Origin of the sequence: Phyllobacterium sp. YR620 (assembly GCF_900104165.1) — a bacterium.
Taxonomy (GTDB): Bacteria; Pseudomonadota; Alphaproteobacteria; order Rhizobiales; family Rhizobiaceae; genus Phyllobacterium; species Phyllobacterium pellucidum.
The window spans coordinates 73,545-94,612 of the sequence record NZ_FNJP01000003.1 but is presented as its reverse complement, the minus strand read 5'-3'; the positions used below and the strand labels follow the sequence as shown (position 1 = coordinate 94,612).

26 protein-coding genes and 1 pseudogene are annotated in these 21,068 nt (G+C 59.8%); 8 read left to right on the top strand and 19 right to left on the bottom strand.

The features are described 5' to 3' along the window. Position 1 precedes the first annotated feature (1 nt). The 5 genes and pseudogenes from BLR72_RS12205 to BLR72_RS12185 all read left to right on the top strand — a co-directional run bounded on the left by BLR72_RS12205 (position 2) and on the right by BLR72_RS12185 (position 2,650). Entirely contained in the window at positions 2-523 is a 522-nt protein-coding gene (locus BLR72_RS12205; protein WP_027229836.1) for a tyrosine phosphatase family protein, read from the top strand. Continuing rightward, positions 520-1,479 (top strand): NUDIX hydrolase, encoded by a 960-nt coding sequence (locus BLR72_RS12200; RefSeq protein WP_091919103.1) that lies wholly within the window; start codon positions 520-522, stop codon positions 1,477-1,479. Before BLR72_RS12205 ends, BLR72_RS12200 begins: the two co-directional genes overlap by 4 nt. A 10-nt stretch (positions 1,480-1,489) precedes the next feature. Continuing rightward, positions 1,490-2,002, top strand: a complete 513-nt coding sequence (locus tag BLR72_RS12195; protein ID WP_091948893.1) for a cupin domain-containing protein — start codon at positions 1,490-1,492, stop codon at positions 2,000-2,002. Between the two features lie 63 nt (positions 2,003-2,065). Continuing rightward, positions 2,066-2,339, top strand: a pseudogene (locus BLR72_RS12190) (type II toxin-antitoxin system RelE/ParE family toxin). A gap of 8 nt (positions 2,340-2,347) precedes the next feature. Next, on the top strand, positions 2,348-2,650 hold the full coding sequence (locus BLR72_RS12185; protein ID WP_091948890.1) for a HigA family addiction module antitoxin: 303 nt from the start codon (positions 2,348-2,350) through the stop codon (positions 2,648-2,650). Here BLR72_RS12185 and panB read toward each other — a convergent pair whose 3' ends face one another. The 6 genes from panB to BLR72_RS12155 all read right to left on the bottom strand — a co-directional run bounded on the left by panB (position 2,651) and on the right by BLR72_RS12155 (position 8,230). Continuing rightward, positions 2,651-3,466, bottom strand: a complete 816-nt coding sequence (gene panB / locus BLR72_RS12180) for a 3-methyl-2-oxobutanoate hydroxymethyltransferase (RefSeq protein WP_091948887.1) — start codon at positions 3,464-3,466, stop codon at positions 2,651-2,653. It abuts the gene before it with no gap. Between the two features lie 20 nt (positions 3,467-3,486). Beyond that, positions 3,487-4,332, bottom strand: a complete 846-nt coding sequence (gene panC / locus BLR72_RS12175) for a pantoate--beta-alanine ligase (protein ID WP_091948885.1) — start codon at positions 4,330-4,332, stop codon at positions 3,487-3,489. Continuing rightward, complete coding sequence (gene nadC, locus BLR72_RS12170; protein ID WP_091948882.1) at positions 4,329-5,207, bottom strand: carboxylating nicotinate-nucleotide diphosphorylase; 879 nt, start codon at positions 5,205-5,207, stop codon at positions 4,329-4,331. Before nadC ends, panC begins: the two co-directional genes overlap by 4 nt. Beyond that, complete coding sequence (locus tag BLR72_RS12165) at positions 5,207-6,766, bottom strand: L-aspartate oxidase (protein WP_091948879.1); 1,560 nt, start codon at positions 6,764-6,766, stop codon at positions 5,207-5,209. Before BLR72_RS12165 ends, nadC begins: the two co-directional genes overlap by 1 nt. A 15-nt stretch (positions 6,767-6,781) precedes the next feature. Continuing rightward, on the bottom strand, positions 6,782-7,855 hold the full coding sequence (gene nadA, locus BLR72_RS12160; protein WP_091948877.1) for a quinolinate synthase NadA: 1,074 nt from the start codon (positions 7,853-7,855) through the stop codon (positions 6,782-6,784). 162 nt (positions 7,856-8,017) lie between these two features. Beyond that, on the bottom strand, positions 8,018-8,230 hold the full coding sequence (locus tag BLR72_RS12155; protein ID WP_091948875.1) for a hypothetical protein: 213 nt from the start codon (positions 8,228-8,230) through the stop codon (positions 8,018-8,020). Between the two features lie 142 nt (positions 8,231-8,372). Between BLR72_RS12155 and BLR72_RS12150 the strand changes: the two genes are divergently transcribed. From BLR72_RS12150 to BLR72_RS12140, 3 genes are all read left to right on the top strand, one after another. Further along, positions 8,373-9,611: an MFS transporter gene (locus BLR72_RS12150; RefSeq protein WP_091949570.1), complete on the top strand. Its 1,239-nt coding sequence runs from the start codon at positions 8,373-8,375 to the stop codon at positions 9,609-9,611. 90 nt (positions 9,612-9,701) lie between these two features. Continuing rightward, positions 9,702-9,884 carry a type II toxin-antitoxin system HicA family toxin gene (locus tag BLR72_RS12145; RefSeq protein WP_091948872.1) on the top strand — a complete coding sequence of 61 codons (183 nt, stop codon included), beginning with the start codon at positions 9,702-9,704 and terminating at the stop codon, positions 9,882-9,884. Between the two features lie 23 nt (positions 9,885-9,907). Next, positions 9,908-10,300 (top strand): type II toxin-antitoxin system HicB family antitoxin, encoded by a 393-nt coding sequence (locus BLR72_RS12140; RefSeq protein WP_091948869.1) that lies wholly within the window; start codon positions 9,908-9,910, stop codon positions 10,298-10,300. Positions 10,301-10,334: 34 nt separating this feature from the next. Here the strand turns inward: BLR72_RS12140 and BLR72_RS12135 are convergent, their stop codons facing one another. The 13 genes from BLR72_RS12135 to rpoZ all read right to left on the bottom strand — a co-directional run bounded on the left by BLR72_RS12135 (position 10,335) and on the right by rpoZ (position 20,993). Further along, a complete protein-coding gene (locus BLR72_RS12135) occupies positions 10,335-10,622 on the bottom strand; it encodes a PTS sugar transporter subunit IIB (protein WP_027229850.1) in 288 nt (95 codons plus the stop codon). A gap of 30 nt (positions 10,623-10,652) precedes the next feature. After that, positions 10,653-11,114: a PTS sugar transporter subunit IIA gene (locus BLR72_RS12130; RefSeq protein WP_091948866.1), complete on the bottom strand. Its 462-nt coding sequence runs from the start codon at positions 11,112-11,114 to the stop codon at positions 10,653-10,655. A 17-nt stretch (positions 11,115-11,131) separates the two neighbouring features. After that, on the bottom strand, positions 11,132-12,535 hold the full coding sequence (locus BLR72_RS12125) for a PTS galactitol transporter subunit IIC (RefSeq protein ID WP_027229852.1): 1,404 nt from the start codon (positions 12,533-12,535) through the stop codon (positions 11,132-11,134). A gap of 233 nt (positions 12,536-12,768) precedes the next feature. Next, positions 12,769-13,287 (bottom strand): PaaI family thioesterase, encoded by a 519-nt coding sequence (locus BLR72_RS12120; RefSeq protein WP_091919117.1) that lies wholly within the window; start codon positions 13,285-13,287, stop codon positions 12,769-12,771. Beyond that, positions 13,284-14,060: a DNA repair protein RecO gene (gene recO, locus BLR72_RS12115; RefSeq protein WP_091948863.1), complete on the bottom strand. Its 777-nt coding sequence runs from the start codon at positions 14,058-14,060 to the stop codon at positions 13,284-13,286. Before recO ends, BLR72_RS12120 begins: the two co-directional genes overlap by 4 nt. Before the next feature lie 18 nt (positions 14,061-14,078). Further along, on the bottom strand, positions 14,079-14,999 hold the full coding sequence (era, locus tag BLR72_RS12110; RefSeq protein ID WP_091948861.1) for a GTPase Era: 921 nt from the start codon (positions 14,997-14,999) through the stop codon (positions 14,079-14,081). After that, on the bottom strand, positions 14,996-15,709 hold the full coding sequence (rnc, locus tag BLR72_RS12105) for a ribonuclease III (protein WP_027229856.1): 714 nt from the start codon (positions 15,707-15,709) through the stop codon (positions 14,996-14,998). Before rnc ends, era begins: the two co-directional genes overlap by 4 nt. Positions 15,710-15,716: 7 nt before the next feature. After that, positions 15,717-16,490 (bottom strand): signal peptidase I, encoded by a 774-nt coding sequence (gene lepB, locus BLR72_RS12100; protein WP_027229857.1) that lies wholly within the window; start codon positions 16,488-16,490, stop codon positions 15,717-15,719. An 87-nt stretch (positions 16,491-16,577) separates the two neighbouring features. After that, positions 16,578-16,982: a holo-ACP synthase gene (gene acpS / locus BLR72_RS12095; protein ID WP_091948858.1), complete on the bottom strand. Its 405-nt coding sequence runs from the start codon at positions 16,980-16,982 to the stop codon at positions 16,578-16,580. Further along, positions 16,979-17,542: a DUF2062 domain-containing protein gene (locus tag BLR72_RS12090; RefSeq protein WP_027229859.1), complete on the bottom strand. Its 564-nt coding sequence runs from the start codon at positions 17,540-17,542 to the stop codon at positions 16,979-16,981. Before BLR72_RS12090 ends, acpS begins: the two co-directional genes overlap by 4 nt. 71 nt (positions 17,543-17,613) lie before the next feature. Then, complete coding sequence (gene pyrE, locus BLR72_RS12085; protein WP_091919124.1) at positions 17,614-18,192, bottom strand: orotate phosphoribosyltransferase; 579 nt, start codon at positions 18,190-18,192, stop codon at positions 17,614-17,616. 21 nt (positions 18,193-18,213) lie between these two features. Further along, the gene (locus tag BLR72_RS12080; protein WP_091948855.1) at positions 18,214-20,430 is read right to left on the bottom strand and encodes a RelA/SpoT family protein; all 2,217 of its coding nucleotides are present in this window, start codon (positions 20,428-20,430) and stop codon (positions 18,214-18,216) included. A 158-nt stretch (positions 20,431-20,588) separates the two neighbouring features. Then, the gene (gene rpoZ / locus BLR72_RS12075; protein ID WP_027229862.1) at positions 20,589-20,993 is read right to left on the bottom strand and encodes a DNA-directed RNA polymerase subunit omega; all 405 of its coding nucleotides are present in this window, start codon (positions 20,991-20,993) and stop codon (positions 20,589-20,591) included. Positions 20,994-21,068: the final 75 nt, after the last annotated feature.

Below are 21,068 nucleotides of genomic sequence, written 5' to 3'. Positions count from 1 at the left end.
CATGCCGCACATCGTCGTTTCTCCCCTATCCCGCATCGCCGAATCCGCAATCCGCTTCGGCGCTCGCGACATGATCACGCTCATCAACACCGGCACGCCGGTAATGCGGCCTGCCGAAATCGCCGAGGCACGGCACCTTTTCCTGGGCTTCAACGACATCATCGAGCCCGCCGAAGGCATGACCTTGCCGGCGGTAGACCATATCCACCAGCTTCTGATCTTCGGTCGGCGCTGGGACCGGCAGGCGCCGCTGCTCATCCATTGCTATGCCGGCATATCGCGCTCGACCGCGGCCGCCTATATCACGGCGCTCGCCCTCAATCCGGAGCTTGACGAAGCGGACCTGGCGCAGGCACTGCGCCGCAACGCGCCATCGGCCACGCCCAACAGCCGCCTCATAGCCCTTGCCGACGACATGCTCGGGCGAAGAGGCCGCATGGTCGATGCGGTCAAGGCGATCGGGCGAGGCGAAGAGGCGTTCGAGGGTACGCCGTTCATCCTGCCCCTGAGCATTTCCGTATGACGGGTACACCCAACGCGGTCGAGATCAATTTGAGCGCAGCCATTGCGGCTGTGGCCAACAACGACCCGTTGATCCTTACCACAGCTTCCAGTGACGACATCGAACGCGATGAGCTGCCATTCGGTCCGTTCAATCCGCTGGAGCACCGCACCTTTGAAGCGGGCCTGCGCGAATGGGTCGCCGAGCAGACCCCCTTACGGCTTGGTTATGTCGAACAACTCTATACGTTCGGTGATCGTGGCCGGCACAAGACTGCTGAAGATCGCGATCTTCACATCGTTTCGGTAGGCTACCTTGCCCTCACCCGCATCACCGATGACAATAAGGAGTCCCTGCGCAAATCAGGCGCGCGCTGGCGCAGCTGGTATTCGTTTCTTCCCTGGGAGGATTGGCGCGGCGGCAAGCCAGCATTGATCGACGAGACGGTTCGTCCTGCCCTGCGCAGCTGGGCGGAAAGTGGCGGTGTTCCTGCGCGTCTCAGCCGCTTGCGGCTCGCGTTCGGGGAGGATGGCATCGCTTGGGACGAAGAGCGCGTGCTTGAGCGGTACGAATTGCTGTATGAGGCTGGCCTTATCGAGGAAGCCGTGCGCGACGGGCGGACCAACGATACGGCTCTGTCGCGCCAGCTCGGCGTTTCGATGAGCTTCGATCACCGGCGCATCCTTGCTACCGCGATTGCCCGGCTGCGCGCCAAGCTGAAGTACCGGCCCGTCGTCTTTGAGCTCATGCCGTCCACCTTCACATTGACCGCCCTGCAGGAGACGGTGGAGGCGATTTCCGGCCGCCACCTGCACAAGCAGAACTTTCGTCGCCTGGTTGAGACCACGGAACTGGTGGAGCCCACTGGCGCCGAGCAATCGCAACCGCGCGGGCGGCCCGCAGCTCTCTATCGCTTCCGGCATAATGTGCTCGAAGAGCGCAGCGTCGCGGGCCTCAGGGTCGGCGGGCGGACCTAGGGAGGAACCCATGAGCACGAAACCTGTATCGATCAATGCCGACGGCATTTCCGAGCCCTTTGCGGCAGAAGACGTTCCGTGGGAGGAATGGTCGGAAGGCAGCCGCTACGGAACGCGCTTCCGCTACCTTTCCGGTCATGGCGGCGCAACCCATGTGGGCGTGGCGCTCGAAGAGCTGGCGCCCGGAATGGAGTCGAGCCTCAACCACTATCATATGCTCGAAGAAGAGCAGGCGTTCGTGCTTGCGGGCGAGATGACACTGCGGCTTGGCGATAAGACCTATCGCATGAAGAGCGGCGACCATATCTGCTTTCCAGCCGGCCAGAAGGCAGGACATTCCTTCTTCAACCACAGCGATGCGCCCTGCCGCTTCATCATCATCGGCGAGAAGAACCCGAACGACGTGATCTTTTACCCCGAGACGGGACGCGTCGGCGTGCGCCTCATGGGTGAAGGCTATGACCGCGCGGCCAAAATGGACTATTGGGAGGGAGCCGATACGCAGGGAAAGCCACAGAAATAGATTGGATTTCCGACTATCGTCGAATTGACTGGCCTTGTGGAATGTAAGCAGATCGCTTACACGATCAGGACGTTTAAGAGCAAGGCGTTGGCGACCCTGTGGCGAACGGGCAAGTCAACGATAGAACCCCGGATGCACAAGCGCATTCTTGTGCGACTCGATACTCTGGATAAAGCAGTGATGGCAGAGGAACTGAATTTACCAAGGCTACAACTTCCACGCATTGCGCAGGTTTAATCCCAAGCGCTACACCATTCATGTGAATGGACCGTGGTGCATCACCTTTGAATTTAAGGATGGCGATGCGCAAGCAGTCGATTTCGAGCAATATCACTAGGAAAGACCATGCATAAAGCCATCCGCGACCCCAACAGATGTCCGTCCCATCCGGGTGCCGCACTGAATGATATCATTCCTGCGACCGGCAAGAACAAGACGGAGATCGCAAAGCTTCTTGGGATTTCGCGGCAGCACCTCTATGACATTATCGGTGAGCGTAAGCCAGTATCCCCCGAGGTCGCCGCACGACTTGGCAAGGGCTTCGGCAATGGCGCAGAGATTTGGCTGCGCATGCAGGCAAGTTACGATGCCTGGCACGCTGAGCGCGACGTCGACGTCAGCAACATTCCGATCATCCGCGCCGCTTAGCTACTTCAACGGGTACACGTTCTCGTCGCCGGGGAATGTCCGCGAGCGAACATCGTCCGCATAGGATTTGACTGCCGCGTCGATGGCATTTCCGACCGCCCCATAGACCTTCACGAAACGTGGCGGCTTCGGATTATATCCGAGCATGTCCTCAAGGACGAGGATCTGGCCGTCGCACTCCCGTGACCCGCCGATGCCGATGGTGGGAATGCTGCTTTCGCGCGAAATTTCCGCCGCAAGCGGTTCAACGATGCCTTCGAGCACAACCGCGAATGCTCCCGCCGAGGCGACGGCTTGTGCATCCGCCTTGATGAGGGGCCATAGCGCCGTGTCCCGGCCTTGCGTCTTGAAACCGCCAAGCGTGTTGATCGATTGCGGGGTCAGGCCGACATGCGCCATGACCGGGATGCCGCGCTCGGTGAGAAAACGGATCGTATCGGCCATGCGCACGCCGCCCTCGAGCTTGACCGCACCGCAGCCGGTCTCCGCCATGATCCGCGCGGCATTGCGAAATGCGACTGCCGGACTTTCCTCGTAGGAGCCAAATGGCATGTCGACAACGACGAGCCCGTGCTTCGACCCGCGGACCACTGCGCGGCCGTGGGCAATCATCAGATCGAGCGGAACGCCAAGCGTCGAATCCATGGCGTAGAGCACCATGCCGAGACTATCGCCGACGAGGAGAATGTCGGCATGATTGTCGACGATCCGCGCGGTGTTGGCGTGATAGGCCGTCAGCGCGACAATCGGCTCGCCGCCCTTACGACCGAGAATCTCAGGTGCAGTGATCCGGCGCGTTACGATTTCCTGGCTCATAGGGTCTCCTCCCTGCTACGTCAGCCGATGACACGCTGGTCGATCAGGCGGACCTTGCCGAAGCGCACGATGAGCAGAATGACCACGGGCTGCCGGAACTTGCCTGAAACGGGATCGAGCGTCTTGGCGTCGCGGATATCGACGGACTCGATCGTACCGCGTTTTTCCGCTTCAAGGATGCCGCGCACCGCATTGCGGATAGCGGGAACCGAGCGCTGGCCCTGCGCAACCATTTCCTCCGCCTTGGCCAGCGACCTTGACAGAATGACCGCTGCCTTGCGATCCGTTGCCGTAAGCATGGCATTGCGCGACGAGCAAGCCAATCCATCCGCTTCGCGAACCGTCGGGACACCTATAATATCGATCGGCATGTTCAGATCATCCACCATGCGGCGAATGATCGTCAGCTGCTGGTAGTCCTTCTCGCCGAAGAACGCCTTGTCCGGCTGGACAATATTGAAGAGCTTGGTGACGACGGTAGTCACACCGCGGAAATGGCCGGGGCGAATCTTGCCGATGAGGATGCGCGAAAGCACCAGATTGTCGACGATCGTGTGCGCGCCAGGCCGATAGATTTCCGCGACTTCCGGCGTAAAGACATAATCGACATCTTCGGCCTTCAGCTTGGCAAGGTCGCCGTCCATATCGCGCGGGTAAGTCGACAGGTCTTCGTTGGGGCCGAATTGCGTCGGGTTGACGAATATGGAAACGACCGTGACGTCGGTCGCACTCTTGGCACGTTGGACCAATTCCATATGACCGATATGCAGATAGCCCATGGTCGGGACGAGGCCGATCGCCTTGCCCTTCTGGCGTTCAGCCTTGAGCGTCGCGCGCAGCTCCGCAACCGTAGCGATGACTTTCATGCGATTTCAATGTCCAGTCCGATATCGAGCGTTGGCGCAGCCATAGTGATTTTTGATGTCGAAATATAGTCCACGCCTGTTTGCGCAACAGCTTTAATTGTATCGAAGCTTATCCCGCCGGACGCTTCGAGGACCGCGCGGCCCGAATTGATTCCAACCGCCTTTTCAAGGAGTTCCGGGCCCATATTATCAAGCAGAATCACATCGGCCCCGGCTGCCAGCGCCTCTTCGAACTGCTCCAGACCATCGACTTCGACCTCGATTTTCACAAGGTGACCGGCATAGGCGCGGGCGGCCTTTATCGCCCTCGTCACCCCGCCGGCAACGGCGACGTGATTGTCCTTGATGAGAATTGCGTCGTCGAGCCCGAACCGGTGATTGGCGCCGCCGCCGCACTTCACGGCGTATTTGGCAAAGGCGCGCATGCCGGGGATGGTCTTGCGCGTATCGCAGACGCGCGCCCCCGTGTCCTTGATGAGATCGACGAATTTGGCGGTATAGGTCGCGATTCCGCTGAGGTGCATCAGGTAGTTGAGGGCGACGCGCTCGGACGAAAGAATGGCGCGTGCATTGCCCGAGACCCGCGCAATGTCCTGGCCGGGCGAAATGGTCTCGCCATCTTTCGCGAACGCCTCGAATTCGAGCCGCGGGTCTATCAGCGCGAACGCCATCCGTGCAAAGCCCATGCCGCACAGGGTGCCAGCCTCGCGGCTTGAGAGCACGGCGGTCGCAGTGGCTTCCTCGGAAAGTGTGGCGTTGGTCGTTATATCACCGGCACGCCCGAGGTCCTCGCGCAAGGCGCCGCGTACGGCCTCCTCGATCAGGAGCTGCGGGAGCGAAGGCGGAAACGCAGTACCAGGGGGCCGGCGCGCCATCACGCGACCTCACGCATGTCTTCGACTGAGCCGTCGGCATCTGCCAAGGTCAGGAAGGTGCGGTGCTGCCACTCCGGACGCGCCTCGGGGAAATCCGTGCGGAAGTGGCCGCCACGGCTCTCCTCGCGGCGCAAGGCGCTGACCGCGACCAGTTTGGCCGTTGCAAGCACATTGCGGAATGCCGCGTCGCGATTGGCGGTCTCAAGTTCGAGGATTGTTTTCAGACCTTCCAGCATGTCCGTCCGGTTGCGAATGACGCCGAAGCTCGCACTCATCGTTTTGCGCAAACGCGTCATTGCCGGCGTATCCGCCTCTGCGATCAGGTCATCGCGATCGACCGATCCCTTCGACCAGTCGCCGGCGAAAGCCTCGCCTTCATTGCCGATCCTCGCAGCGATTCTCGCTGAAAATACAACAGCTTCGAGCAAGGAGTTGGATGCAAGGCGGTTTGCGCCATGGGCGCCGGTGGACGTGCACTCGCCGCAGGCCCACAGGCCGTCGATCGAGGTGCGGCCATCAGCATCAGTCAGGATGCCACCCATGAAATAATGCGCGGCGGGCACAACCGGGATGGGCTGGACGACCGGGTCGATCCCGGCATCGCGGCAGTATTTGTAGACGGTCGGAAACTCTTCGGCGAATGAGGCGCCGACAGCCTCGGTGCAATCGAGCCAGGCACCCCGCCCGCTCATAACTTCGGCATAGATGCCGCGCGCGACCACGTCGCGCGGCGCAAGCTCGGCATCGGCATCGATCTTCAGCATGAAGCGTTCGCCGGCGTCGTTGATCAATGTCGCACCGTGGCCCCGGAGGGCCTCCGTCGCGAGCGGCGCCGGGTCCTTGTCGACGTTGATCGCCGTCGGGTGAAACTGGACGAATTCCATATCCGCCATCATCGCACCGGCGCGAGCGGCCATGCCTATGCCCTCGCCCCGTGCCTCGGGCGGATTGGTCGTGACCGCATAAAGATGACCGATGCCGCCGGTCGCAATGACCACGTTGGAAGACGCGAGCCGCACCTGGGGTCCGCGACCGGCCTCGCTGCGGGCGATCACGCCTTTTACCGAACCGTGCGCGGTAACGATGTCCTCGACAACGTAACCTTCCATCACCCGGATCGAAGTCGTCGTTTCAACCGTCTTGACCAGCGCCTGCATGATAGCGCGGCCGGCCATGTCGCCGCGCACGCGGACGATGCGGCTTTCCGAATGGGCCGCCTCACGCGATACCTGGAGCCGGCCTTCGAGGTCGCGGTCGAAAGGAACGCCATAGCCCAGAAGATCGTGCACCCGCGCCGCGGCCTCGCTTGCCATCAGCAGGGCGATGGTCTCGTCAACGATGCCATCGCCTGCGGCGACAGTATCGGAAACATGCTTCTCAATGGTGTCACCTTCCGAGACAGCGGCTGCGATACCGGCCTGCGCCCACGCGGACGAGGCTCCGCGCCCGATAGGAGCGGCGGCGAGCACCGTGACAGGCCGTGGAGCAAGTTTCAGGGCGCAGAACAGCCCTGCAAGACCACCACCGATGATAATTACGTGTTCCATTTGATTGGACATCGGGCCAGCCTCCGATTAGTGCCTGAGGTTCACCATGCGCTCGACCGCAAGCCGCGCGCGCTCGGCGACGAGCGGATCCACGTGAATTTCGTCGCGCATATAGACGAGGCTTTCCAATATCTTGGGCAGCGTGATGCGTTTCATGTGCGGGCAAAGATTGCACGGCTTGATGAATTTCACGCCGGGAACTTCGGACTCGATGTTCGATGCCATCGAGCATTCGGTGACAAGCAACACCTTGGCAGGACGATTGTCCTTCACATAACCGATCATTCCGCTGGTCGAACCGGTAAAGTCGGCGACGGCAACGACCTCCGGCGGGCATTCCGGATGGGCGATGATCTGGATGTCCGGATCAGCGGCCTTATAGGCCAGCAATTCCTCGGCCGTGAAACGCTCGTGCACTTCGCAGTGACCTTTCCAGGTCAAGATCTTCACCTTGGTTTGCGCGGCAACGTTCTGGGCGAGAAACTCGTCGGGAATGCACAAGACGCGGTCGACGCCGAAGCTCTCCACCACCTCAACCGCATTGGCCGAGGTGCAGCAGATATCGCTCTCGGCCTTCACTTCGGCCGAGGTGTTGACGTAGGTGACGATCGGAACGCCAGGATAGGTCTCGCGCAGCAGGCGCACGTCGGCGCCGGTAATCGATTCGGCAAGGGAGCAGCCGGCCTTCATATCCGGGATCAACACAGTCTTTTGCGGATTGAGCAGCTTCGAGGTCTCGGCCATGAAATGCACGCCGCATTGGACGATGATCTCCGCATCGACCTTGGTCGCTTCCTTGGCAAGCTGGAGCGAGTCGCCGACGATATCGGCAACGCAGTGGAATATTTCCGGCGTCTGGTAGTTGTGCGCTAGAATGACGGCATTGCGCTGCTTCTTCAGCCGGTTGATCGCAGCCACATAGGGCGCGTAGACCGGCCATTCGAGCCGTGGAATGTGGTGCGAGACGCGCTGGTAGAGGTGTTCAGTCTCGGCCGCGACCTCGGGCGTATATGACAGATCGGGCATATCGACGATGCCGAAGCGGTCCGCTGCGGTCCTCACCGTGGAACGCTCTGCCGAAATGCGGGCGGGGTTGGTCATATTCCATTTCCTCCTGAACACGCCTCCCATTTATACTCAAATTGAGCATATTTATGGGCAAAAGAAAAACGGCAAGGCCGTGGGCAGTTACATAGGAGATTATTTTGCTGGCTTCAAGCGGTGTTCGAAAGAAAAGGCACTCTCTTTCCGTCGAAGCAATCATCAGCGATGGCGGTAGTTATCGTTGTAGTAGCGATACTGCTGATCGCGTTTGAACGGACTGTCCCCGCCGAGGCGCGGCGTGCAGTCGGTAAAAATCCTCGCGTTAAAATCAGTCGGACGATCGCAGAACACCAGCGGGCTGACATCACCCGAACTTGCGCATCCGGCGAGAAAAAGCAGGCTTATCGACAAAAGCGCTAGCGAAGGTTGCATATGCCAAATCTCTCATTTTGCTTAATTTTACCGAGGCAGGGACGCCCAACCCATCAAACTCATTTAAGCAACAATCAACTCAATTCAATTGATTGCATGGAAGAAAGCGCTAATGCTCAGCGCTCTCAAAGGAGCGCATACCATGTCCGAAGCCCAAGCATCGACCGCCAAGCAGCAGGGCGTGCCCTGGCTCATCATCATTGCCGGCTGCCTGATCGCCCTCCTTACCTTCGGCCCGCGTTCGGCAATGGGCTTCTTCCAGTTGCCGCTTCTTTCCGAAAAAGGCTGGGACCGCACAACCTTCGGCATGGCGATGGCGCTGCAGAACCTGTTCTGGGGCGCCGGCCAACCGATCTTTGGCGCAATCGCCGACAAATTCGGAACGTGGCGTGTCCTGCTTCTTTCAGCGCTTCTTTATTGCAGCGGTCTTCTCGTCATGGCCTGGGCGACGTCACCCGGCCTCCTTTATCTCGGCGGCGGTGTGCTGGTCGGGCTTGGCGTCGCGGCCGGTTCCTTCGGCATCATCCTTTCGGCCTTTGCCCGCAATGTCACGCCGGCCAACCGTACGCTGGTATTCGGCATCGGGACTGCGGCGGGTTCGGCAGGCATGTTTGTCTTCGCGCCGATCAGCCAGGGGCTGATCGAGAGCTTTGGCTGGTCTGACGCGCTCGTCTATCTCGGCCTTGCCATGCTGATCATCCCGGTCCTTGCCATTCCGCTGCGGGGCAATTCCTCGAGCGGCAGGGTCAGCGAAAGCCATTACAAGCAATCGATCGGCGAAGCATTGCGCGAGGCATTCGGGCACAAGAGTTATATCCTCCTGACGACCGGCTTCTTTGTCTGCGGATTTCAGGTCGCGTTCATCACCGCGCATTTCCCGGCCTATATCGGCGATATCGGCATCGATGCGAAATACGCCGTCCTTGCCCTCGCCCTGATCGGTTTCTTCAACATCATCGGCTCGCTCGCATCCGGCATCATCAGCCAGCGCTATTCGAAGCCGAAGTTCCTTTCCTTCCTCTACCTCGGTCGTTCGGCGCTCGTCACGGCCTTCCTGCTCCTGCCGCAGACCGGCACGTCGGTGATCATCTTCTCGATCCTGATGGGCCTCATGTGGCTTTCGACAGTGGCTCCGACGAATTCGCTCGTCGCAATCATGTTCGGAACAAAGCACCTTGGAATGCTCGGCGGCATCGTGTTCCTGTCACACCAGATCGGCTCATTCCTCGGCGTATGGCTCGGCGGCTACCTCTACGATCATTTCGGCAGCTATAATCCCGTCTGGTGGCTCGGCGTGGCGCTCGGCATTTTTGCGGCCATCGTGCACTGGCCGATCGAGGAAACGCCCGCCGTTCGCCCGGCGCTGCAGCCGGCGGAGTAACTGTTCTGGTAGTGCGCATTTCGATGCGCACCAAACTTGACGAACTTGCGCAATAATGCGTATATAGATGCGCATTGTTGGGGTTTGCGTGTGGAACGCGATAGCAAAAAGATCATCAAACGTCTCAAGGACGAAGGGTTTGAACTCGTCTCGGTTCGCGGCTCCCACCACAAATTTCGCAAAGGCGAAATTACCCTCATCATCCCGCATCCCAAAAAGGACCTGCCGCTTGGAACGGCACGTTCCATCGCAAAGGACGCAGGATGGATTTGATGACAAGACAAGGAGCAATATCCATGCGCCACTATTTTGCCCTCGTCCAACACGACGACGATAGTGCATACGGCATCCAGTTTCCGGATATAGCCGGCGTCTACTCGGCCTCGGACGATGTTGACAATATCGTGCCAAACGCAGTCGACGCGCTGCGACTTTACGCGGAAGACATGGAGCTTCCCGCTCCTTCAGGTCACGCCGAAATCATGGCGAGGGAAAGCATTCGCGAGGAACTTGCGAATGGCGCTTTTCTCATCTCTGTGCCGCTCATCGACAACGATACCGGCGTGGTGCGGGCCAATGTCACTTTCGAACGCGGCTTGCTGCGCGCGATCGATGAAACAGCAAGGGCGCGCGGATTGACGCGCGCCGCCTTTTTGGCAAGTGCCGCGCGGCAAGCGATAGAAGCCTGATGCCGCGCTATTTCGTTTGAAAAACCTTTTCCGCTCAGTCGCGCAGAGCGGCTTCGATCTTGTCGAGGGCATCGGCCTTGCCGATCCCGGTCAGGAACGCCAGCGTCGTGATGACCGGCTTGCCGAGGTCCTTCGGCAACTGGGTGGTCGATACGACGAGATCGACGTCGTCGATCTGTCCGGCCACTTCCGTCGCCTTGCATTGGCGGGTGTTGATGCGGATGCCGCGATCCTTGAGCGCCTCTTCGACCGCATGTGCGACGACGGTCGAGGTGGCAATGCCGGTTCCGCAGGCAAATAGCACTGTCTTTTGCTTGGCCATCTGTTCTTTTTCCTCCTTGAAATATCAAACCTAGCCGAGAAGTCCCAGCACGTCTTCCGCGGATTTTGCGGCGATGAGCGCAGCGATGATTTCCGGCGACTGGATTGTTCCGGCTATCTCCTGCAGCATTTCCACCTGCTTGTCTTTGTCGTTGAGCGCCATGACGAAAACGACGCTGACCGGAAGCTTCTCGTCGGGGTCCTCCATGTTCGAGAACAGCACCGGCTCGGCAAGCGTTGCAAGCGCAAGGCCGGGCTTGATGACATGGTGCGGATCGGTATGGGGCACCGCAACATTGTTTGCGCCGCCGAGCGGCAGTCCCGTCGGCAGCGCGGCTTCGCGCGCCACGACGGCATCGGCGTAACTCGGCTTCACATATCCGAGCCCTTCGAGGCGGGCCGCGAGAATGCGGATTACCTCTTCGTCGTTCGATGCATTGACCCCGAGGACGATTGCCCCGGGATCAAGCGTGTTCAACAAGGCCTCAGCCATTCATTCACTCCACTCGTTCAGGCGTTCTGGTCCACAGCGTCGTCGGCACCAGCGGCGCGTTCCCATGCGGCCGTGTTGCGGCGATAGGCCCAGAATGCGGCGGCGATGATGGCCGCAAGCACGACGAGACCAATGACGCCGAGGTTCTGGATCAACGCGATGACGACATAGGGTATCCACAGGAAGCCGTCGACCACGCTGGTAATCTGCACCGCATTGGCCGGCATCTGGAAGCCCGACGATTGGGCAGCGGCCGTGAATAGCGGTGCAAGCGCGTTCGCAACATAGAAGCCAACAGCAAGCGTTATCGTGCCGACGATGACCATGCGGAACACATTGCCCTTGAGGAGCGGCGCCGTCATGGCAACGATGAACGGAATGACCGCAAGGTCGGCGAAGAGAATGACGCGGTTGCCCGGCAAGATCACCGACAGGATGATCGCGATCGGCACCAGGATAAGTGACGACGAGATTGCCGCCGGATGACCGATGAGGATCGCCGAGTCGAGGCCGACGAGAAGTTCGCGGTCGCCGGTGCGCTTGCGCACGAACTCCTGTGCGGCGTCGGAAACCGGCAGCAGGCCTTCCATCAGAATCTTGACCATGCGCGGCAGAAGCAGCATCACGGCGGCGAGCGTCATGCCTGTCTGCAGGATCTTCGTCAGCGCCGTGCCGAAATCGCCGGCATTGTAATAGGCGATGGCGCCGAGGACGAGACCGATGATTAGGCCGAGAATGACCGGCTCGCCGAACACGCCGAAACGGCGCTCGAAGGTCTCGGTATTGAGTTCGATGCGGTTGATGCCCGGAATACGATCGATGATCCAGTTGATAACGATCGCGATCGGCAGGATCTGCGCCGAGGCGAGATGCGGCACCGAAATGCCCGGAATGCCGTAGAACTGCTGTACTGCCCGCGCCGACCAATCAGCAAAGAGCAGGCAAAGCGCAACCATGAGCGCGGCAACGACGAGGCCATAGGCAAGGCTGTCGGTCGCCGCAACGGCCAGCGAGCCGATGAAGGCAAAGTGCCAGAAATTCCACACGTCGACGTTGAGCGTACGGGTCAGGCGCGTCACCAGAAGAATGATGTTGATGACGATGGCGATCGGGATCACCCAAAGGCCGACAGAGGAGCCGAAAGCGATCGCCGCGGCTGACGGCCAACCGACATCGACGATATCGCGCTGAATGCCCGTATTGGTAACGATGGCCTTCGCGACATCGCCAATCGACGTCAGCATCAGGCCAAGAACGAGATTGATGCCGATGAAGGCGACGCCGATGGTGACAGCGGCGCGAAACGCCCTCCCCGGCTTCGCGCCGAGCACCAGCGCAATGATAAAGATTACGATCGGCAAGAGGACCGTCGGTCCCATTGCGTCGACAGCGGCCTTGAGGCCCGCCAAGAAACTATCCATGTTTTCCTCCCCGGCAGTCGCGCGGACTGCGTTCACCCAACAGAACTTTTGTATTCTGCCCAATATCAATGTTTATCAATGCAAAATTTCAGCCGTCAACGTGCGACAAACACTCAAGTCGCGACAGAAGCGAAAAACAAAGGGTTTTCAACAAAATTTATGGAAAGTGTGACTTACTTGCCGCGCATTTGCGGCATCGGCACAATCGGACTGCCTGTTTTGAACATGGGGCTCTACTTGCTGCGCACGAAACTCTCGAGCGGAAAAATCGCGCAAGTTTCGGTGCCGTGCGCGAGCAGCTTGCCGTTCTTGTCCCTGAGGAACGCCTCGGATGTTGCAAGCGTGCGGCCACGATGAATGAGCCTCCCCTCGCAAAGAACGAGGCCCATATCGGCGGTCAACGGCCGCACGAGGTTCACCTTGAATTCTGCAGTCGTATAGGCTTCGCCCGGCTTGAGAGTGGTCATGATGCAGCAGGCAAGAGCCGAGTCCATCAGCGTCGCAACCCAGCCGCCATGGATTCCGCCCAGCGGATTGCGATGCTCGGGCCGCGGCAAGCCCTTGAAGACGACGCGGTCCTGTTCAACTTCATGCAAGGTAAAGGACAGCGTCTGGGCCATGGGCGGCGCGGGATAGTCGCCGCGCAACATCGCCTGCAGGATGTCGAGGCCGCCGCGTGTGGCGAGGTCGGCGAGCGGAAGCAGGCCGACACCGCCTGGGAACTCGACCGGAGACACGTCGTCATAGCTCATGGAAGGATCGACCTTTCCTGCACCGGCGCTGTGGCCCCGGTTGCATTTGACAATGAACGCCCGAGCGCAGCGAGAAAACCGTCGCGGGCTTCCGGCGATCGCTGCGCCCGCGGCTCCCAGATATGGCGGTTGAAAAAGTAGCCGGTCAAGCGAAAGGCGCTGATGACTTCGCTCAGCGACGCGGCGCGCACCGTGGGGCTCGACATGAAGGGCGGCATTTCGAGAAGCTTTTCAGCCCACGGTGCGCCGGCATCGCGCGACACCGCCCGTCCCGATTTCGGCGAGACATAGGCAAGGTTCTCGTGGCCACCCGTAGCGGCGCAGGACTTCAAGTCGAGGCCGAAGCCAAGTTCTTCGAGCATCGTCAGTTCGAAGCGGAGGAGAAGCTCACCGGCGATCAGCGAATTGTCGCAATGCTCGACAATGACATTGAGAATTTCAAAGAGGTTCTGATGCGGATCCCGCTCGGGCAGAAGGCGCAAATGGGCAGCTGCAAGCTGGAGGCCATAGAGCGCGACCGGCTGTTCGATCAGCCGCGCTGCCGCGAATGCCACCGGCTCGACCTGCATCATGCCGAGGTGCTCGTCCATGCGCGCGCGCCAGATCACGTCGACGCGGTTGCCTGCCTGAAGCATCGGCTGCATGCGCCGGGAACGACCGCCGCGCACCAGGCCGAGGTGCCGGCCATGGTCACACGTCATCAGTTCGAGGATGGCGCTGGTTTCGCCATGCCGCCTCGTCCCGAGGATTATCCCTTCATCATGCCATTCCATCTGAAGATGGTCGCGCTATCAGTGCGGGAATTCAAGGCCCATTTCGCGGTAGCGCTCGGGGTCGTTCCCCCAATTGTCGCGCACCTTGACGAAGAGGAAGAGATGAACCTTCTGCTCGAGGATCTCCATCAACTCCTTGCGCGCCGCTTGGCCGATCGACTTGATCGCCTCGCCCTTGTGGCCGAGAACGATCTTCTTCTGGCTGTCGCGCTCGACATAGATCACCTGGCTGATACGGACGGAGCCGTCCGGCTTCTCCTCCCAGCTTTCGGTTTCGATGGTCGAGGAATAGGGAAGTTCGTTGTGAAGGCGCAGGTAGAGCTTTTCGCGGGTGATTTCAGCAGCGAGCATGCGCATCGGCATGTCGGAGATCTGGTCTTCCGGATAATACCAGGGTCCCTCGGGGAGATTGTCGGCGAGATACTGCACGAGGTCCTTACAGCCATAGCCTTTCAGCGCCGAGATCATGAAGGTCTTGTCGAACTTTACCTTGTCATTGGCCGCCTGTGCGAGTTCGAGCAGCTTCGGCGGTTCGATCCTGTCGACCTTGTTGAGAGCCAGGATGACCTTGCGCTTCTTTTCGTGGAGGCTGTCGAGGATCGCCTCGGCCTCTTCATTGATGCCAAGTTCGGCGTCGATGAGAACGAGGATCAAATCCGCGTCCTTGGCGCCGCCCCAGGCGGTCGTGACCATGGCGCGGTCGAGCCGCCGCTTCGGCTTGAAGATGCCGGGCGTATCGACGAGCACCATCTGAGTCGGCCCGTGAATGACGATGCCGCGCACAAGCGCCCGCGTCGTCTGCACCTTGTGGGTGACGATCGATACCTTGCTGCCGACCAGCTGGTTGACCAGCGTCGATTTACCGGCATTCGGCGCGCCGATAAGCGCTACGAATCCTGAACGCGTCGGTACGCCGGTTTCCTGTTGTTGTTCGGTCATTTCTCTTCTTCTTCCTGCGTCTTCTGACGGACACCTTCGCGATAGAGTAGTTCCACGGCAGCGTTCTGCTCGGCGATACGTTTCGAGCGGCCGGTGCCCGTGGCGGACGCAAAGCCCTTTACGTCAACCTTAACGGTGAACAGGGGGTCATGATCGGGCCCTGTCCGGTCAACGACGCTGTAAATCGGCTGCGCGCCATCCTGCTGATGCGCCCATTCTTGCAATTCAGTCTTCGGGTCGCGCTGGGCCGAATTGATTTCACGCGAGCGCGCGTTCCAGTAGCGTTCGATGAAAGGTTGCGCTGCTTCAAGACCGCCGTCCAGATAAATTGTGGCAATCAGCGATTCGACGACGTCAGCGCGCAGGCTCTTCAAGCGCTTGTCTGCCAGTCCCTTCACGTCCGAGCCCGTCCGAATGAACTCGTGGAGACCGATCTCATCGGCGACGGCCGCGCAGGTATCGGCATTGACGAGCGAGTTCAGGCGCAGCGAAAGCTCACCCTCGCTCGCCGTCGGATAGGCGCGAAACAGAAGCTCGGCGATGACCAGCCCGAGCACGCGATCACCGAGGAATTCGAGACGCTCATAATCGGAACCGGCCGAGGGTCGAGCGCTTGCATGGGTCAGCGCACGCTCAAGCCGGCCGAGATCGCGAAAAGTGTGCCTCGTTTTTTCTTCCAGTCTGCGAACGGCGTCGGCGGACAGGTTCATCGGCTCATCAATTGGTTTTCACGGTGTTTGGCGCGCTGTTTACGCTGTGCAACAGGCGATCGAAGCGGAGTTCCGACGGCCAGCGCCAGATTTCGAGCGGGCTCGCCTTCCCGGCAATCGAGAAGAAAATGATATTGGCGCGGCCGATGAAGTTTTCGAGCGGCACGTAGCCAACATCGAAGCGGCTATCGCTCGAATTGTCGCGGTTGTCGCCCATCATGAAGTAGTGACCGGCGGGGACGACGAATTCGCGCGTGTCATCACCGATGCCGTTCGGCGTCAGGTCGAGCGTGTCATAGGTGATGCCATTTGGCAGGGTCTCGCGGTAGACGTCGACCGGGCGATTGACCTCGGTGACGTCCGGATTGTCGATCTGGCCGACCTTCTCGCGCGGAACGGCAACATCATTGATATAGAGCACGCCCTGGCGCACCTGAATCCTGTCGCCAGGAAGGCCGATTACGCGTTTGATGAAATCGAGCGAGGTATCGTTCGGCTTGCGGAAGACAGCGATATCGCCGCGCTTCGGCTCGCCGCTCCAGATGCGGCCGGAAAACAGGTCCGGAGCAAACGGAATCGAATATTTGGAATAGCCGTAGGAGAATTTCGAAACGAAGAGATAGTCGCCTTCAAGCAGCGTCGGGCGCATCGAGCCGGACGGAATGTTGAACGGTTGGAACAGCAACGTCCGGATGACAAGTGCGAGCAGCAACGCCTGCACGATGACGCTGATCGTCTCGCCAAGACCACCAGATTTCTTCACAACAGCTTTGTCACTCACGCTCGTCGTATCTCCGTAAACTCAATGTGACCCCTCTTAGCCGCTCGAAGCGCACGGGGCAATGCAGCCAATGGCTTTTGAATAAGGCTATTCTTCGATTTTCAACGCTTCAATAATCACGAATGCTTGTGCAAGCGGAAAGTCGTCGGTGATCGTGAGATGAACGCGCGCGGTGTGGCCTTTTGGAACGATCGCCTCAAGCCGTTTGGCGGCGCCATTGGTCAGATGCATCGTTGGCGCGCCGCTCGGCAGGTTGACGACGCCCATGTCGCGCCAGAACACGCCTTGCGCCAGGCCCGTACCGAGGGCCTTGGCGCAGGCTTCCTTCGCCGCAAACCGCTTCGCATAGGATGCGGCGCGCTGTTTACGCCGTTCAGATTTTGCCCGCTCGATCGGCGTGAAAACCCGGGATATAAAACGCTCCCCATGGCGCTCCAGCGTTTTTTCAACGCGGGTAATATCGATCAGATCGCTGCCGATGCCGATGATCATGTTGGCTCAGGAACCCGGTGATGGTGCCGATGGAGGTGCCTGCGGCGATGCTGAAAGCCGGCGACGGCCCAGCGCACGGGAAAATAGACGATTACGGCCGCAAGGAGCCCGAGCGGTACCGCGCCGATCAGCATCGGCTCGATCACCGGACCCCACAGTACCGAAATATCGAGATGCCTCAGCATATGGCCGAGATGTTGTGGCATGGGCTCGCCTTGCAGCGAACCGGTCATGACGAACCGGCCTACCTCCAGCGTCGCCGCCCAGATGAAGGGCAGGACCAGCGGATTTCCGAGCGTCGTTCCGATGACGGCTGCAGCAACATTGCCGCCGATCAGCCAGGCAATGGCGAGTGCGACCGCAATGTGCACGCCGAGAATGGGGATGAAAGCGGCGAAGATGCCGCAAGCAAAGCCGGACGCGATCGCGTGCGGGGTCGCCCGAAGCCGAAGCACCCGCTTGCCGAAATAGCGCAGCGACCGCCCGACCGAACGACGCGGCCATAGCGCCAGGCGCAGCCGCTCGCGAAAATCAGGTTTGTTGCGCCTCTTGAAAAGCATTCTGGTTCAATATCCTCGATATGCCGCGCCGCCGGCAATAAGCCGCGTCGTCGCCTCTGCCAAATAAGGGATCAGATGTTGCGACTACCCGGTTTAACGGGCGGAATTGCGGCAAGTTCCGGCGGAAGTTTATCCGCGGGATAGGCTGGCACTTCATACTCGGCCAAAGCAACCAGCGGCACGCCGACATCGCTCTTGCCGGCGGAACGGTCGATAATGCAGGCGGCCGCCAACACGTCTGCACCGAGCTCCTTCAGGCACGTCACCGTCTCGCGGATCGAAAGCCCTGTCGTTACAATGTCCTCCACGATAACCACCCGCGCGCCTTTGGCTATGTCGAACCGGCGCAGCTTGAATATGCCGTTTTCGCGCTCGACCCAGATCGCCGGAACACCGAGATGGCGGGAGGTTTCGTAGGCCGGGATGATACCACCGATGGCCGGCCCGACCACATAGTCAATTTGGCCAAGCCCTGCCGCCTTGATCTTCTCGGCGAGGGCACTACAGACGCGCTCGGTCTTGTCCGCATGCATGAAAACCCGCGCCTTCTGCAGGAAGATCGGACTACGCAAGCCCGACGTCAAAATGAAATGACCTTCGAGTATCGCGCCCGCATCACGGAATACATCCAGAACTTCGCTCGTGTTCATCTTTCCCTCAATCAATTCTGGCTAGCCATTGACGCGCTGCGCATCGCTGACACATTTGCTCTCTTTAAGTTTCGACAATATCCGGTTCAAATGCTTGAGGTTCCACACTTCGAGATCGACGATCATCTGGGTAAAGTCGGGCGCGGTGCGAACCATCGAGAGATTGTGAATATTGGTTTCGTTCTCGGCGATGATCTGCGCGATCTCGGCGAGCGAGCCGGGTGCATTGATGGCCGATATGCTGATACGGGCCGGAAAACGGTCGCGGCTGTTATCGTCGATGTCCCAACGGACGTCTATCCAGCGTTCCGGCTGATCGTCATAGGCCATCAGCGCCGAAGACTGGATCGGGTAGATGGTCATGCCCGCGCCAGGCTGCAGGATGCCGACGATCCGGTCGCCCGGCACTGCACCTTCCGGCGAGAAGTGTACCGGCATGTCCGGGCTCGCGCCGCGGATCGGCAATGCATTGGGACCGCCAGGTGTCATGCCCTCGGCTTCCGCGCCTTCCGGCATTTTGAAGATCATACCGGACGTATTGCGGAAATTGACCCAGCCCTCCTCGCGTTCGGCAGCGGGTTTCGGTTTGGAGTCCTGATATTCGGGATAGACCGCCTTCATCACATCGGACGACGGCAGTTCGCCGCGGCCGACGGCGGCAAGCACATCGTCGAGTTCCTTGCGCGCGAGGCGTTGCAGCCCCTTCTTCAGTTCGTCGCGCGAATAGACCTTCCCTGCCCGCTCGAAGGCGCGCTCAAGGATCTGCGTGCCGAGGCCGGAATATTGTTTACGGACGGCGATCCGCGTGGCGCGGCGGATGGCTGCCCGCGCCTTGCCGGTAACGACGATCGATTCCCAGGCGGCCGGCGGCGTCTGCGCCTTGGAGCGTATGATCTCCACTTCGTCGCCATTGTGGAGTTCGGTCATGAGCGGCATGATGCGACCGTTCACCTTCGCCCCGACGCAACTGTCACCGATATTGGTGTGGACCGCATAGGCAAAGTCGATGGGGGTCGCGCCGCGCGGCAAGGCAATCAGCCGGCCCTTCGGCGTGAAGCAGAAGACCTGATCCTGGAAAAGCTCGAGCTTGGTGTGTTCGAGAAATTCTTCAGGATTGTCACCCTCGGCAAGCGCCTCGATGGTCTGGCGCAGCCAGGCATAGGCGTTTGTCTCGGTCGAAATCACATGCGGGTTCTGGGCGCTGCCGCGATCCTTGTAGATCGAGTGCGCGGCAACGCCGTATTCGGCGATGTCGTTCATCTCGCGGGTGCGTATCTGCAGTTCGACACGCTGGCGCGATGGCCCGACGATGGTGGTATGGATCGAGCGGTAGTCGTTCTGCTTCGGGGTCGAGATGTAATCCTTGAAGCGGCCAGGCACCATCGACCAGGTGGTGTGGATAATGCCAAGCGCGTTGTAGCAATCGGCGACGGTATCGACGACGACGCGAAAGCCGAAGATATCCGACAGTTGCTCGAATGACAGGCCCTTGCTTTCCATCTTGCGAAACACAGACCACGCCTTCTTCTGGCGGCTTTTGACGCTGGCCTTGATGCCATGCTTGGCAAAGAGGTTGGAGAGGTCGGTCTCGATCTGTTTCAACGTCGCGCGGTTCTTCTCCATAAGTTCCGCGAGCCGGTTGGTGACGGCGTTGAAGGCCTCGGGATTGATGTAGCGGAAGGCGAGCTGCTCCAGCTCCTCGCGCATATCCTGCATGCCCATGCGACCGGCGAGCGGCGCATAGATATCCATCGTCTCCTCGGAAATGCGCAGCCGCTTGTCTTCGGGCACGTGATGCAGCGTGCGCATATTGTGCAGGCGATCGGCGAGCTTGACGAGGAGGACGCGCACGTCGTCGGAGATCGCAAGGAGAAGCTTGCGCAGGTTCTCCGCCTGCACCGCCTTTTTCGAGACAAGATCGAGTTTCTTGAGCTTGGTCAGTCCTTCAACGAGCTTGCCTATATCCGGACCGAACAGCGTGTCGATCTCCTGGCGGGTCGCGGACGTATCTTCGATCGTGTCGTGCAACAGGGCGATGGCGATTGTCGCCTCGTCGAGATGCATGTCGGTGAGAATTGCCGCGACTTCCAGGGGATGCGAAAAATAGGGGTCGCCCGACGCGCGCTTCTGGTGGCCGTGCTTCTGCATGGCGTAGACATAAGCCTTGTTCAGAAGCGCTTCATTGACGTCAGGCTTGTAACGCTGGACACGCTCGACAAGCTCATACTGACGCATCATGGACGAAGACCTCACACACAGAATTGGCCGAACACGAAATTGTTATGGCGACTATATGGTGATTGCACCACGGGAGCCGCAAAAATAATGCGCCGCAGAAAGCTGCGACGCATCAAAAGCCTTGCCGGCCGCTGCCGCGCCGGAGCGCGACATTTGACTTAGTAGTCGTCGCTCTTTTCCGGGGCCACGAGACCCTCGATTCCGGCAAGCAGTTCCTCTTCCGACATGGAGTCGAAGGATACATTGTCTTCGGCTTCGCTGTCGGCATCGACATCGGCTGCCACATTGTCGCCGGCAGTCACCTGCGGTACGGCAACAGCTTCGGGCTCGTCCACTTCGACATGCTTCTGCAGGGAATGGATCAGATCTTCCTTCAGATCGCCCGGCGAAAGGGTCTCATCGGCGATTTCACGCAGGGCTACCACGGGATTCTTATCATTGTCGCGATCGATCGTGATCGCTGCGCCCTGGGAAATCAGGCGCGCGCGGTGACTGGCGAGGAGAACGAGTTCGAACCGGTTCTCAACCTTGTCAACGCAATCTTCAACAGTGACACGGGCCATAAACTGCCCCTTTCATTTTTCTCTGAATTAGCGGATTGCTCCGCACATAACGCGGATGAACGCAAAAAACAAGCA